Source organism: Alloalcanivorax sp. C16-2 (genome assembly GCF_046507615.1).
GTDB lineage: Bacteria > Pseudomonadota > Gammaproteobacteria > Pseudomonadales > Alcanivoracaceae > Alloalcanivorax > Alloalcanivorax marinus_A.
In genome coordinates this window covers 1,171,085-1,184,378 of sequence record NZ_JBKFTL010000001.1, presented here as the reverse complement: position 1 = coordinate 1,184,378, position 13,294 = coordinate 1,171,085, and the positions used below count along the sequence as shown (strand labels likewise).

The 13,294-nt window shown below is 64.7% G+C and carries 15 protein-coding genes; 10 read left to right on the top strand and 5 right to left on the bottom strand.

Going from position 1 to position 13,294, the window contains the following annotated elements; all coding sequences use genetic code 11:
- Positions 1-104: 104 nt before the first annotated feature.
- From ACLD02_RS05635 to ACLD02_RS05615, 5 genes are all read left to right on the top strand, one after another.
- The gene (locus ACLD02_RS05635; protein ID WP_203104974.1) at positions 105-938 is read left to right on the top strand and encodes an SDR family NAD(P)-dependent oxidoreductase; all 834 of its coding nucleotides are present in this window, start codon (positions 105-107) and stop codon (positions 936-938) included.
- A gap of 11 nt (positions 939-949) precedes the next feature.
- Complete coding sequence (locus ACLD02_RS05630) at positions 950-1,537, top strand: DUF938 domain-containing protein (protein WP_410298135.1); 588 nt, start codon at positions 950-952, stop codon at positions 1,535-1,537.
- A 95-nt stretch (positions 1,538-1,632) separates the two neighbouring features.
- Positions 1,633-2,856 (top strand): ATP-dependent RNA helicase RhlB, encoded by a 1,224-nt coding sequence (gene rhlB / locus ACLD02_RS05625; protein WP_410298134.1) that lies wholly within the window; start codon positions 1,633-1,635, stop codon positions 2,854-2,856.
- Positions 2,857-2,882: 26 nt separating this feature from the next.
- Complete coding sequence (gene glpE / locus ACLD02_RS05620; protein WP_203104977.1) at positions 2,883-3,203, top strand: thiosulfate sulfurtransferase GlpE; 321 nt, start codon at positions 2,883-2,885, stop codon at positions 3,201-3,203.
- 106 nt (positions 3,204-3,309) lie between these two features.
- Positions 3,310-4,320: a hypothetical protein gene (locus ACLD02_RS05615; protein WP_410298133.1), complete on the top strand. Its 1,011-nt coding sequence runs from the start codon at positions 3,310-3,312 to the stop codon at positions 4,318-4,320.
- 255 nt (positions 4,321-4,575) lie between these two features.
- On the opposite strand, the gene ACLD02_RS05610 is transcribed toward ACLD02_RS05615, so the two are convergent.
- Positions 4,576-6,021 carry a PhoH family protein gene (locus ACLD02_RS05610; RefSeq protein ID WP_410298132.1) on the bottom strand — a complete coding sequence of 482 codons (1,446 nt, stop codon included), beginning with the start codon at positions 6,019-6,021 and terminating at the stop codon, positions 4,576-4,578.
- Between the two features lie 236 nt (positions 6,022-6,257).
- On the opposite strand from ACLD02_RS05610, the gene ACLD02_RS05605 reads away from it, so the two are divergent.
- Complete coding sequence (locus ACLD02_RS05605) at positions 6,258-6,731, top strand: methyltransferase family protein (protein ID WP_203102454.1); 474 nt, start codon at positions 6,258-6,260, stop codon at positions 6,729-6,731.
- Here ACLD02_RS05605 and ACLD02_RS05600 read toward each other — a convergent pair.
- Positions 6,631-7,341 carry a hypothetical protein gene (locus ACLD02_RS05600; protein WP_203102456.1) on the bottom strand — a complete coding sequence of 237 codons (711 nt, stop codon included), beginning with the start codon at positions 7,339-7,341 and terminating at the stop codon, positions 6,631-6,633. The genes ACLD02_RS05605 and ACLD02_RS05600 overlap by 101 nt on opposite strands.
- 196 nt (positions 7,342-7,537) lie before the next feature.
- Between ACLD02_RS05600 and ACLD02_RS05595 the strand changes: the two genes are divergently transcribed.
- The 3 genes from ACLD02_RS05595 to ACLD02_RS05585 all read left to right on the top strand — a co-directional run bounded on the left by ACLD02_RS05595 (position 7,538) and on the right by ACLD02_RS05585 (position 10,189).
- Positions 7,538-8,587, top strand: a complete 1,050-nt coding sequence (locus tag ACLD02_RS05595; protein ID WP_410298131.1) for a M14 family zinc carboxypeptidase — start codon at positions 7,538-7,540, stop codon at positions 8,585-8,587.
- Positions 8,588-8,724: 137 nt separating this feature from the next.
- Entirely contained in the window at positions 8,725-9,207 is a 483-nt protein-coding gene (locus ACLD02_RS05590; protein ID WP_203102460.1) for a hypothetical protein, read from the top strand.
- Positions 9,208-9,460: 253 nt separating this feature from the next.
- Positions 9,461-10,189 (top strand): TorF family putative porin, encoded by a 729-nt coding sequence (locus tag ACLD02_RS05585; RefSeq protein WP_410298130.1) that lies wholly within the window; start codon positions 9,461-9,463, stop codon positions 10,187-10,189.
- 174 nt (positions 10,190-10,363) lie between these two features.
- On the opposite strand, the gene ykgO is transcribed toward ACLD02_RS05585, so the two are convergent.
- From ykgO to ACLD02_RS05570, 3 genes are all read right to left on the bottom strand, one after another.
- A complete protein-coding gene (ykgO, locus tag ACLD02_RS05580) occupies positions 10,364-10,486 on the bottom strand; it encodes a type B 50S ribosomal protein L36 (protein ID WP_203102463.1) in 123 nt (40 codons plus the stop codon).
- 156 nt (positions 10,487-10,642) lie between these two features.
- A complete protein-coding gene (locus ACLD02_RS05575) occupies positions 10,643-11,089 on the bottom strand; it encodes a copper chaperone PCu(A)C (RefSeq protein WP_203102464.1) in 447 nt (148 codons plus the stop codon).
- Positions 11,067-11,648 (bottom strand): SCO family protein, encoded by a 582-nt coding sequence (locus ACLD02_RS05570; RefSeq protein WP_203102465.1) that lies wholly within the window; start codon positions 11,646-11,648, stop codon positions 11,067-11,069. Before ACLD02_RS05570 ends, ACLD02_RS05575 begins: the two co-directional genes overlap by 23 nt.
- Positions 11,649-11,809: 161 nt before the next feature.
- On the opposite strand from ACLD02_RS05570, the gene miaB reads away from it, so the two are divergent.
- Positions 11,810-13,153 carry a tRNA (N6-isopentenyl adenosine(37)-C2)-methylthiotransferase MiaB gene (miaB, locus tag ACLD02_RS05565; protein WP_203102466.1) on the top strand — a complete coding sequence of 448 codons (1,344 nt, stop codon included), beginning with the start codon at positions 11,810-11,812 and terminating at the stop codon, positions 13,151-13,153.
- The last annotated feature ends 141 nt before the right edge of the window (positions 13,154-13,294 follow it).

Genomic DNA, 13,294 nt, shown 5'->3' with positions numbered 1-13,294 from the left:
GACGCATCCCGTCCCCCCGGCCAGCGCGCCAGCGGGGATTGGCCCGTTTGGAATAGCCGGAATCGCTACACTCCGGCCAATCCATCGCAATCGACGAGCTCGCAATGAAGCAATTCAACGACAAGGTGGCCGTGGTCACCGGCGCCGGCTCCGGCATCGGCCGCGCCCTGGCCCGTCAACTGGCCGACGCCGGCGCCCGACTGGCGCTCTCCGACATCAACGAAACCGGCCTGCGGGAAACCGCCAACGAGCTGGGACTGGACGACAGCCGCCTGATCACCGAAGCCTTCGACGTGGCCGACCGGGACGCGGTCTACCGCTTCGCCGAACGGGTCACCAGCCATTTTGGCGCCGCTCACCTGGTGATCAATAATGCCGGCGTGGCCCTGGGCGCCACCGTGGAGCGCATGACCTACGAGGATTTCGAGTGGCTCATGGGCATCAATTTCTGGGGCGTGGTGTACGGCACCAAAGCATTCCTGCCCCATTTGAAAGCGGCCGGCGAAGGGCATATCGTCAACGTCTCCAGCGTGTTCGGCCTGATCGGCGTGCCCACCCAGTCCGCTTACAACGCGGCCAAGTTCGCGGTGCGCGGTTTCACCGAGTCCCTGCGCCAGGAACTGGAACTGGAAGGTGGCAAGGTGTCTTGCACGTCGGTGCATCCCGGCGGCATCAAGACCAACATCGCCCGCAACGCACGCATGGCCAAGGGCATGGAGCACATTACCGGGGACCCGGAAAAGGCTCGCCGGGACTTCGAGAAGATGTTCCGCACCACTCCGGACGAAGCCGCCCGTACTATTCTCAAGGGCGTGCGCGGCAACAAGCGGCGCGTGCTGATCGGTTCCGACGCACGCGCCATCGACAGCATGCAGCGACTGATGCCCACCGCCTATCAACGCATCATGGTGGCCGGCCAGAAGATGATCAAAAAGTAAGGACCTGCCCCATGCTCCCGTTCTCCCAGGCGGCGGACAATAACAAGGACCCGATTCTGGAGGTCCTGCGCGACCACTTCACCGCCCCGGGGGAACTGCTGGAGATCGGCGCCGGCACCGGCCAGCACGCGGTCTGGCTGGCGCCGCGCCTGCCCCACCTGGGCTGGACGCCATCGGAACAGCCGGACTACCTGGAGGCCCTGCTTCCCCGGCTGGCCGCCGAGCCCGCCGACAATCTGCGCCCGGCCATCGGGCTGCGGGTTCAGGACCAGGCGGCCTGGCCCGCCGGACCCTTCGATTACGTGCTCACGGTCAACACCTTCCATATCATGAGCCGCGACCAGGTGATCTGCTGCATTGACCAGGCCTGCCGGCGGCTGGCACCGGGCGGTCGCTTCGCCGTGTATGGGCCGTTCCGCTATGGCGGCCGCCCCACCACCGACAGCAACCGCCTGTTCGACGACAGCCTGCGTGCCCGGGACCCGGCCATGGGACTGCGCGATCAGGAGTGGGTGGTGGCGCGCTTCGCCGACCATGGCCGCGCCCTGCTGGGCGATCACGCCATGCCCGCCAATAACCGGGTTTTGGTATTCGGATAAGCCCGCTTTTTATACACTGTTCGGTCTGACGACGCCGCCGGTCGGCCAATCCGTGCCGCGCCGGGTCGTTTCTGGCTTCTCAACCGAGCGAATCCATGCAAAAAGAGAGCGACAACGCGTGGACCCTGGACCAGTTCCAGGTTCCCGAGAAAGAGGGGGAAACCCGGTTCCATGATTTCGATCTGGCACCGGAACTGATGCGCGGTATCGCCGATGCCGGCTTCCAGTACTGCACGCCGATCCAGGCCAGCGTGCTGAAACACACCCTGGCCGGCGCCGACGCCATCGGTCGCGCCCAGACCGGCACCGGCAAGACCGCCGCCTTCCTGATCACCATGATCAACGACCTGCTGCGTCACCCGATCACCGTGCAACGCTTCGCCGGCGAGCCCCGCGCCCTGATCGTGGCGCCCACCCGGGAACTGGCCATGCAGATCGAGAAGGACGCCAAACAGCTCGCTCACTACACCGACCTGCAAGTCATGAGCGTGGTCGGTGGCATGAACTTCAACCGCCAGCAGGAACGTCTGCAGACCCGCCTGATCGACATTCTGGTGGCCACCCCCGGGCGCCTGCTGGATTTCGCCAAACGCCGCGACCTGTGGCTGGACCGGGTCGAATCCCTGGTGCTCGACGAAGCCGATCGCATGCTGGACATGGGCTTCATCCCGGACGTGAAACGCATCGTGCGCATGACGCCGCAAAGCCGCTACCGGCAGACGCAGTTGTTCTCGGCCACCTTCAATGACGATGTCATGGCCCTCTCCCAGCGCTGGACCGAGGACGCCGCGGTGGTCGAAATCGAGCCCACCCAGGTGACCACCGAGACCGTGGAGCAAAAGGTCTACATCACCGCCACCGACGACAAGTTCAACCTGCTCTACAACCTGATCACCAACGAAAACATGGACAAGGTGATCGTGTTCGCCAATCGCCGCGACATCACCCGGCGGCTCAACGACCGGCTGCACAAGAAGGGCCTGAAGGTGTCGCTGATTTCCGGGGATGTGCCGCAGAACCAGCGGCTGAAGACGCTGGAACGGTTCCGCGCCGGCGACCTGCAGGTACTGATCGCCACCGATGTGGCCGGCCGGGGCATCCATATCGAAGGCGTGTCCCACGTGATCAACTACAACCTGCCGGAGGACCCGGAGGATTACGTGCACCGTATTGGCCGTACCGGTCGGGCCGGCGCCAGCGGCGTGTCGATCAGCTTCGCCTGCGAGGACGACGCCTTCCTGCTGCCGCAGCTTGAAGAAGCCATCGGCATGAAGCTCACCTGCGAACACCCGGACGCGGCCCTGGTCGCGGCCCGCTAGCACCGCCAACGACAAGGAGACCGCACATGGCCGAACGGATCAGCCCGGAACAGGGCCTGGAACGATTGCGCGAGGGCGATGCTCTGTTCGTGGACGTGCGCGACCCGGACAGCCACGGGCAGGCGCGCATTCCCGGCGCCGTGCCGCTCAATCAGGCCAACCTGGAACAATTCCTCGCCGACACCGACCGCCAGCGCCCGCTGGTGGTGTACTGCTACCACGGCCATTCCAGCCAGGGCGCCAGCGATTACCTGACCGAGCACGGCTTCTCCAGCGTGGTCAGCCTGGACGGCGGCTTCGAATACTGGCGCCAGGCCTATCCGGAGCAGGTCGACGACCAGCCCTGACCGGGGCTGGCACCAGCGCCGCGCGCCCACGGCGGGATGGCTGCATGGCCCGCCGCCGTTGTGGCCCATCATGGTCCTCCCCCGCATGACAACAACGAGGAAGCCGATGAACGCAGCCGATCTGGCCGGCGCCCTGCGCCAGGCCCACGTGGACCACGCCCGCCAACGTCTCCAGGACAAGGGCTACTGGCAAAGCCAGTTGGACAACGGCGTGAAGCGGCTCGGCAAGACGCCGGTGGGCGCCCTGGTGGATGCCGACGCCCTGGCCACGGTGGTGGACGACTGGCTGGCCCGGGTGCATACCGTGCAGGGCCTGGAACCGGTGGTGATCCAGGTGGCCGACGCAGTGCTGGACAAGGCCGCCGAGCAACCCACCACGGTCGGCGAACTGCTGGAGGAAGACCATTTCGAAGCGATCCTGGCCCAGGCCCTGCGCCTGCGCGAGCTGCGCGAACGCGCCATCCACGCCTGCCTGAATCATCCGCTGGTCAGCGACATGGTCAGCGAGATGCTGTACACCGGCATTAAGAATTTCCTGCTTGAGGAAAACGCCCTGGCCAAGCTGCCCGGCGTAAGCAGCATGATGAAACTGGGTCGCAAGAGCGTGGGCCGGGCCATGGGCGGCCTGGAGGAAACCATCCGCGACTATCTACGCCACAACATCCGCGCCACGCTGAGGACCGGCGAGCAGTGGCTCAACCGGCAACTCACCGATGAACGCATCGCCGAGCTGGCCCGGGACGGCTACCGGCGGATCGCGCCGATGCGTCCGGCGGATCTGATCCAGCGCTTGCCCGATGGCGTGGTCGCCGACAGCGTGCCCCATGTGGCGGTGATCGTCGATCAGGGCGCGCGCCTGGAATACAGCCGCGCCCTGGTGAACGCCGGCATCCATGCCGCCGTGACGGCGCTGCTGGACAAGGACCTGCCGGCGCTGCTCAAGGCCATGGGCACCACGCCCAAACAGCGCGGCAAGGCCCTGGCGCCGGCTCTGGCCGCCGGCGCCAAGGTGCTCGACGAGCGCGACCTGCTGGCTGGCGCCATCGACGACGCGGTGGGCGACTTCTACACCAGCGACGCCTGCCTCGACGTCCTCAAAAACGCCCTGGGGGAGTAATCGGCACCCCACCGGAGGCTCCATCGGGGACGCGGCTCAGCGTGGTCCCCTTTCCGGGAACGCCGTGAACCCGTCCCTGGGGGCTCCCGGTTTGACATCCTGTCAAACAGGGTCCCGGAAAGGGGACCACGCCGAGCCGCTTCGAGGCAGGCCGCGACGGTGGGCGCCGTAGAGGGCGGGGGAAGGCAGCGGTAGGAGCGACTTCAGTCGCGATACGGCGCCCCCTCCAGGAAGGCGCCTCCCGCCAGCGACCGCCTACAACCAGGTCTCCGCGTACTCCGCCAGCAACGACCGGGGAACGCCCATCAACTGCACCGACCCACCGTGCACGAAGCTCTTGAAGCGCTCGGTCATGTAGGTCAGCCCGGAACTGATCGGCGACAGATAGGGGGTGTCGATCTGCGCCAGGTTACCGAGACACACCACCTTGGAGCCCTCCCCGGCCCGGGTGATGATCGCCTTCATCTGGTGAGGCGTCAGGTTCTGGCTTTCGTCGATCAGGATCAGGGATTTCTGGAAACTGCGCCCGCGAATGTAATTGAGCGCCTTGAACTGGATGTTGGCCTTCTCCTTGACGTACTGAATGCTGCCGGAGGGGTTCTCGTCGTTGAGGTGCAGCGCCTCGATGTTGTCGTTGATGGCCCCCAGCCAGGGGTCCATTTTTTCTTCCTCGGTGCCGGGCAGGAAACCGTGATCCTCCGCCAGCGGCGGCGTGGAGCGGGTGGCGATGATTTTGTTGAAGCGCTTCTGCTCCACGGTCATTTCGATGGCGGCGGCCAGCGCCAGGATGGTCTTGCCGGAGCCGGCGGCGCCGGTCAGGGTCACCAGATGAATGTCCGGATCAAGCAGCAACTGCAACGCCACCGCCTGCTGGATATTCATCGGTTTGAGCCCCCAGGCCTCCTGCTCCATAAGGGTTTCCGCCTTGTGATGCCGCAGCGTCACCACGCCCGCCTCGACGCTGACGATGCGCCCCACGAACCCCTGCTCGTCGAGGATGAACTGATTGGGGTAGATCTCCTCGCCGAGGATATCGCCAACCACCAGACCATGGGGAAGATGGTGCAGGGTCTCGGCGCCGACCTGCTCGGTTTCCACTTCGGTGACCTTGTCCCAGAACGAGCCGGGCACTTCGAAATAGCCCCGCGTCAGTTGCTTGATGTCGGAGACCAGTTGGTCGTTGTGGTAATCCTCCGCTTCGATACCACAGGCACGCGCCTTGAGGCGCATGTTGATGTCCTTGGTGACCAACACATAGCGGCTGTCCGGATCGGCCATCTTCATCGCCATCACATCATTGATGATGCGGTTATCGTTCAGATGATCCGGAAGCGCGGCGCCGCCATTGGCGCCGCGTGGCATCAGCACCGTCAGCGTGCCCTGGTGGTGCTGGCCCCGGTTGATGGGGATGCCGGCCTCCACCTCCGCCGGGGTCGCCGCCCCCAGTACCCGGTCGATCTGGCGAATCGCCGCGCGACAGTCCGAGGCGGTGTGGGATTTACCGGTTTTCAGGCGGTCCAGTTCCTCCAGAACGGTCATCGGAATCGCTACCCGGTGCTCTTCGAAATTCAGCAACGAGTTGGGATCGTGGATCAGCACATTGGTATCGAGGACGTAGGTCTTGGGCGTGGCGTCGGGTTTGCCGTGGTGGGAGTTGGATGCTGCGGAGACGGAGTGCAAAGTGGCCGCGCGCTTTTCCATGCGTTTCCCCTGTTGGTCTGCACCTGGCGGTGCGGTTTGGCGACCGGGGCGAACGTCGTTTCGCGAGCCTGCTTGCGGCGGTGGATCGCGAGAGCGACGCAGGCCTCTGCCGCCGTGGTTTGGCTTACCGGCGGTGGCTGGTCAAGCTCGGTTTGGATCGCGATCCCTCCCGCAATAACGGGATGTGAATTACCATAACCCAGCTTTTCATCACTGACAACGAAGCGAGTACGAGCATGTCCGACGACCCGTTACCGGATCATCCCGAGGTTCGCATGCCCCCGCCCCTTCTGCATCTGGGCGGCCTGCTGATCGGCTATGGCATCGACCAGGCCCTGGGCTGGACGCTGCCGGCGCTGCCCGGCCGCGAGCCGCTGGCCGCGGCGCTTGCCCTCGCCGGCGTGGGGCTGGTGGTCACCGCCCTGTTGCAACTGGCCGCCCACCGCACCACCGCCATGCCACACCGGGCGGCGCGGGTGCTGGTCACCAGCGGCGTGTTCCGCTTCAGCCGCAACCCGATCTATCTGGCGTTCGCGCTGCTGCATCTTGCCTGTGCCCTGAGCCTGGCCAGCCCGGGCATGCTGCTCACCCTGGTGCTGGTGGAGTGGGTCATGCATAGCCACGTGATCGCGGCGGAAGAAGCGTTTCACGCGCGCCGTTTCGGCCCTGAGTGGCAATCCTATCGGCAACGGGTGCGGCGCTGGTTGTAGCTCCCTTCCAGGCTTTGAGAATCCTCGGCTCGCCCAGGGCCCCCTGGCGTAACAGCAAACGGGGAGAATCGAAATCCCCGGGCACGAAGCCGGCCACGCGGATGTCCCGGGGCAGCCAGCCCAAACGCCGGTACATTTCCGCCACCAGCTCGGAACAGAACCAGCCGCGCCGGTCCGGCGGCCGGGTGAAACCACTGAGCAGGTCCAGGGCATTACACAGCACGAAGTTCTTGTAGGGCCGGTGCAGCAGCCTGGCCACCAGCCGCGCCACCAGCTTTTCCTGGCGCGCGCACAAGGAGGCGCCCTCGCGGTGCCGCAACACCACATCACCGGGATAATCACGCAGTTTGTCCGCCAGCGGCACCAGCGCCACGCCGGCCACCGGCCGTCCCAGATGCAGGTCCGCCGATTCGCTGGCGCCTACCGCCTCCAGCACCAGGGGACGATCGTCGCCGGGCAGGCACACCACCATGCCGATGTGGCTCCAGCGGCTGCGCGTGAACAAACGGATGGTGCTGCTGACCAGGCCGCGCCCGGCGAACAACAGGATGTCGCCGGTTTGCGGGGTGGGAACGGACGGAGCGGAATCCGGGATCACGGGGCTACCCATCAAAGACCGAGGCTCGTCCCGCAGAGTGGCCGTCCGCCGTGACAGCGCCCTGACAATTTGGTCACGCTTGCATGACAGGGCCGGCGCACGACGCCTTGTCATAAAACCTCTGTCATAAAACCACTGTCATAAAACCACTGTCATAAAACCGTGACACCGCGCCACTAGACTGCCAGCAACGATCGCGGCTCCCTCCATGGAAGAACGTCTCTATCTCCTACAACGGCACCTGCCTGAACTGCTGCACCTGGACAGTCTGATCCGGCTCGGTGAACGGCATCTCCGCGTCAGCGAGGTGCTGAGCGTGCCCCTGGGCGATCTTGCGCTGCCGGTGCGCGTGATCGAAATGGGCAGCCGTTCGCCAGGCGCACCGGTGATGGGGTTCTTTGGCGGCGTGCACGGCGTGGAACGCATCGGCACCCAGGTGATCCTGTCGCTGCTGCACAGCCTGATTCACCGCCTGCAATGGGACGACCACCTGCACCGCCGGCTGGAGAGCGTGCGCCTGGTGTTCATGCCCATGGTCAACCCCGGCGGCATCTGGCGGCGCACGCGCAGCAACCCCAATGGCGTGGACCTGATGCGCAACGCGCCGGTGGACGCCGACGGCAAGGTCTCGTTCCTGGTCGGCGGCCAGCGCCTCAGCCGCCTTCTGCCCTGGTACCGGGGCCGCGCCGGCGCCCCCATGGAAGCCGAAGCCCAGGCCCTGGTGGACGCGGTCCGCGACAAGCTGATGAACGCGCCGGTGTCGCTGAGCCTGGATTGCCACAGCGGCTTCGGCCGGCGCGACCGCATCTGGTGCTCCTACGCGCGCACCCACCGGCCCATCGCCCATCTGGCGGAGGTGTACCGCCTCAAGCAGGTGCTGGAAAACACCTACCCCCATCACCATCCCTATCTGATCGAACCGCAGTCGCTCAACTACACCACCCACGGCGACCTGTGGGATTACCTTTACGACGACGCCCGCGAGCGCCACCCGGAGCGCCTGTTCCTGCCCTTCACCCTGGAAATGGGCTCCTGGCTATGGGTGCGCAAGAATCCGCGCCAGATGCTGGACTTCTTCGGCTACTTCAACCCCATCATCGGCCACCGCCACCATCGGGTGCTGCGCCAGCACCTGCCATTGTTCGACGTGCTCATCGCCCTGGCGGCCAACGCCGGCAACTGGCTGCCCACCGGCTCGCGTCGCCGGGCCCTGGCCCGCGACGCGGTGCGCCATTGGTTCGGTGAAGCCGGCGGCTGATCCGGCACCCGCCGCTGGTGGCCCTCGATAAACCCGCTGGTGGCTCTGCATAAACCCGCTGGTGGCCCTACATAAACCCGCTGGTGGCCCTCCTCTTGCATCCGTACACTCGTTTCAATCGTTTCAGGAGGACCATCATGATCAGAATAACCACCGCCCTGCTGCCGCTGGCCTTGCTCAGCGGCTGCCAGATGTTCAGCTACCAGGAACCGGCCGGCGCCGATACCGCCACCGTCACCTTCACCGGCGACGCCGCGGCCCAGCCGGTGGTGTGCGTGCCTGGCAAGGGCTTCAAGGACACGCAAATGGCCCTGGCCGTCAAACCCTGGGAAACCAATGCCTTCAACGAATTGTTCAAGACCATGAAGAAGGCCGAGGAAGTACCGGTGGCCATTCAGGCCTCGGAACAAGCACGGGTGGGCGTGGTCTACAACGAACGCCGCAGTGAAGGCGCCGGCCGCGACCACTGCCGTGTCGCCGCGCAGTTCGATGCCCGCCCCGGTGAGCGCTACCGCGCGCACTTTACCCGCACCGACACGGGCAACTGCGGTCTCGAAATCCGTGGCGAGGATGGCGTGCGCGCTGACGCGGTGCCCGTGGCCTGGCAGTGCCCGAACTGACCCTCAAGCGTGGCGGCGCCGTCAGGCACCGCCACGCAGCACCATCGTGGTGCACTGCACCAGAACAAAGCATCCCGCCTCGCCACTTTTCGTTATTTTACCTTTCCGATTTCTCCTTGCCTCTCCCAACTCACTGATCCATCGCCATTTTTCATTTTTGGCACGCTCCCTGCTTTGTATCCGGTCGAGCCTCCCAGGCCAGTGCGCCAGGAGCGCACAACCAGAAAACAGTTATTTGCAAAGAGGGTTGCACATGAAACACGTATCTGGGATGAAAAAGACCGTTTTGGCCGCCACCGTGGCAGCCACCGCCGCCACCGGCCTGATCGCTCCGTCCATGGCCGCGGCCGAAGTGAGCGGCACCGTCGGCGTTTCCAACATGTACTTCTGGCGTGGTCAGGATATTTCCGACGGCGGCGCCCAAGTATTCGGTAGCCTGGATTACGCGCACTCTTCCGGCCTCTACGCCGGTGTGTGGGGAAGCTCTGAAACCGAAACCACCGAATACGACCTGTACGCCGGTTACGCGGGCTCCGTGGGCGATTTCAGCTATGACCTCGCCTATGTGGACTACAACTACCCGAACGACACCGATTCCGATCTTCAGGAAGTAGTACTGGGTCTGGGCTACGCCGGCTTCAGCGCCGGTGCCTACATCGGCGTGGGCGACTACGGTCGTGGCGACGACTCCACCGACAACAAGGACAAGTACTTCACCGTGGGCTACTCCTACGACAAGTACGGCATCCTGATCGGCACCTGGGATTTTGACGCCGACGACACCAACTACACCCACGTCGACCTGAGCTACGCGCTCACCGACGAACTGGGCTTCACTGTTTCCAAAGTGGTGAGCGCCGACGACTGCGCCATCAACAACAATGAAGACACGAACTTCAACGCCAGTGGTGAGTGTACCGCCAGCGATAGCAGCATTAAGGACGACACTCTGTTCGTCGTCACCTACGCCCTGTCGTTCTAAAGAAGTATGCGCTGAGAGTATTCGGGCGGGCCTCTCCCCCCGCCCAACCTTTTCACACCGTGGGGCCCTCCCTGGTCCTCGCTGGAAACGCAAGCAGGCCCCACGGTGTTTTTTAATCTCCTACCACGGCTTATCCATCCCGCCTTACCGTATCCTCGGTGCCATTTTTAATCACTACTTCTTCCTGGTCTTCCCCTGTACGGCTTTAAAACGTGGGTTTGACTTGCAGATGACATAGATGCGCCCTCTACGCTTGACCACCTGACAATCAGGGTGGCGCGCCTTGGCGCTTTTCATCGGCCCTCGGGTAGGCGGCGCATCCGAGCCATGCATGGACAGCCGCTGTCAGCGGTAAGGGATGCTTAGAACGGGCGCGCCGAGGCCAATGGAAATACAGGCCCGCGACCGTGGCCGCGGGCGAACGGCAAGAACCGCCGAGAGAAATCGCGAAGCTCAGGGCGCGTCGCGGAGCACCGGGAAGTCGGCGCAGAGATCGTCGTGGTCGCTGAAGGTGAGGCAGATTTCCACCTGCTCACCGGCTTCCGGGATCTCGGCGACCTTCATCAGCATCAGGTGCTTGCCGCCCGGCGCGAACGTGGCCTGATCGCCGGGCTCCAGGGTGATGCCACTGAGGTGGACCATGCGCGCCTGGCCATCGTCGGTGGTTTCGGTGTCGTGCAGCATGGCCATGCCGGCGATGTCGGTTTTGGCGCCCTTGAGTTCCACCGCCCGGTCCCCGTCGTTGCGCAGGGTGAAATAACCGGCCATGGTCGGCGATACCGGCGGTACCGCGCGCAGCCAGGCTTTTTCCAGCACCAGATCACCGTCGGCGGACGCGGCGCCCGCCAGGGCCAGCAGGGCGGCACCCGCCACGCCGTTAAAGAAGGCTTTGTACATCATCGGTCACCTCATCGATATTGAAGTCCGACGGGTACAGCTTGCGCACCCGCCCCTGCTGGTCCAGCAGGTAAACGTAGTCACTGTGGGTGAAGTCGTACTCCGGCTCACCTTCGCCGGATTTCAGGAACACCACCCCATACTGTTCCGCCACCGCGCGGATCTCCGCCTCGCCGCCGGTCAAGCCGATCACGTTGGCCTTGAACCAGGGCACGTACTCACGCAGGTGCTCGGGGGTATCACGGGCCGGGTCGAAGGTGATGAACAACGGCTGCACGCGGTCGGCGTCACCGGCGTCGCGCAGGTTGCGGTACACCTGGGAGACCCGCGCCAGGGTCGCCGGGCAGATATCGGGGCAATGGGTATAGCCGAAGAACATCAGCACCACCCGGCCTCGCTGGTCGGCCAGGCGGAACGCCCCGCCGTTATGATCGGTGAGGGTGAAATCCCCGCCCAGGCGGGTGTTCACCGGCAACTCCTCGCGGGGTTCGGCGCAGCCGGCCAGGGCCAGCAACAGGACCAGCGGGCCGAGCCGGCCCGCCAGGGCACGGGGGAAAGTCATGGGGGGCTCCGGAATCATGACGGCGGCGCCGGATGATACCCCGGCGGGGCGGGCCCCGCCCAGGGGCGCGGTGCGGCGTTTTGCCACGGTCGGGGTTCGCAGTTTGCCCTCGCCGGCGGTACAATCGGCGCCCATTTTCCAATCGATCGACGGTCTCCCCCATGGCACGCAAGCTGTTTATCCAGACCCACGGCTGCCAGATGAACGAGTACGACTCCACCCGCATGGTGGATTTGCTGGAGTCGACCCACGGCCTGGAGCCCACCGACAATCCGGAAGAAGCGGATGTGTTGTTGCTCAACACCTGCTCGATCCGCGAAAAAGCCCAGGAGAAGGTATTCCATCAGCTGGGCCGCTGGAAGCGCCTGAAGGACCGCAATCCGGACCTGGTGATCGGCGTCGGCGGCTGCGTGGCCAGCCAGGAAGGCGAGGCGATCCGCGAGCGCGCGCCCTATGTGGACGTGGTGTTCGGCCCTCAGACCCTGCACCGCCTGCCGGGTCTGATCACCCAGGCATCCACCACCCGGTCGCTGGCCATCGATGTGACCTTCCCGGAGATCGAGAAGTTCGACAACCTGCCCGAGCCCAGCGTGGACGGCCCCAGCGCCTTCGTCTCGATCATGGAAGGCTGCTCCAAGTACTGTACCTTCTGCGTGGTGCCCTACACCCGTGGCGAGGAAGTGAGCCGCCCGGTGCAACCGGTGCTCGACGAAGTGCGCCACCTGGCCGACATGGGCGTGCGCGAGATCAACCTGCTGGGCCAGAACGTGAACGCTTACCGGGGCCAGGGCGCCAACGGCGAGGTGCTGGATCTGGCCGACCTGATCCTGCTGCTGCGCGACATCGACGGCATCGACCGCATCCGCTATACCACCAGCCATCCGGTGGAGTTCTCCGACGCCCTGATCCAGGTCTACGAGGAGGTGCCGGAGCTGGTCAGCCACCTGCACCTGCCGGTGCAGTCCGGTTCCGACCGTATTCTGGCGATGATGAAGCGCAACCATACGGTGCTGGAGTACAAGTCCAAGCTGCGCAAGCTGCGGCGCATCCGCCCGGACATTTCCTACAGCTCGGATTTCATCATCGGCTTCCCGGGGGAGACCGACGCCGATTTCGAGGCCACCATGAACCTGATCGGCGATATCGGCTTCGACCACTCCTTCAGCTTCATCTACAGCGCCCGCCCCGGCACCCCGGCGGCGGATCTCCCCGACGACGTGCCCCTGGACGTGAAGAAGGAGCGCCTGCGCATTCTGCAGCAGCGCATCCAGCAAAACGCCCTGGATATCTCGCGCAAGATGGTGGGCACCACCCAGCGCATTCTGGTGGATGGCTTCTCCAAGAAGGACCCGGGCCAGCTCAAGGGCCGCACCGAGAACAACCGGGTGGTGAACTTCGCCTGCGACGACATTGATCTGATCGGCGATTTCGTCGACGTGGAGATCCTGGAAGCGCTGCCCAACTCCCTGCGCGGCGGGTTGAAGGCGTTTTCCGAAGCGGGCTGAAGGCCTTGTTTATGCTGTAGGAGCGACTGGGCGGCACTCCGCTTTAGTCGCTCCTACAACAACATCCGGCCGGGCGTCCCCCGCTCATATCCAAATTCCAAATCCGTTTAAGCAGGCGCTTTATTTAAACCTGCCGTTATA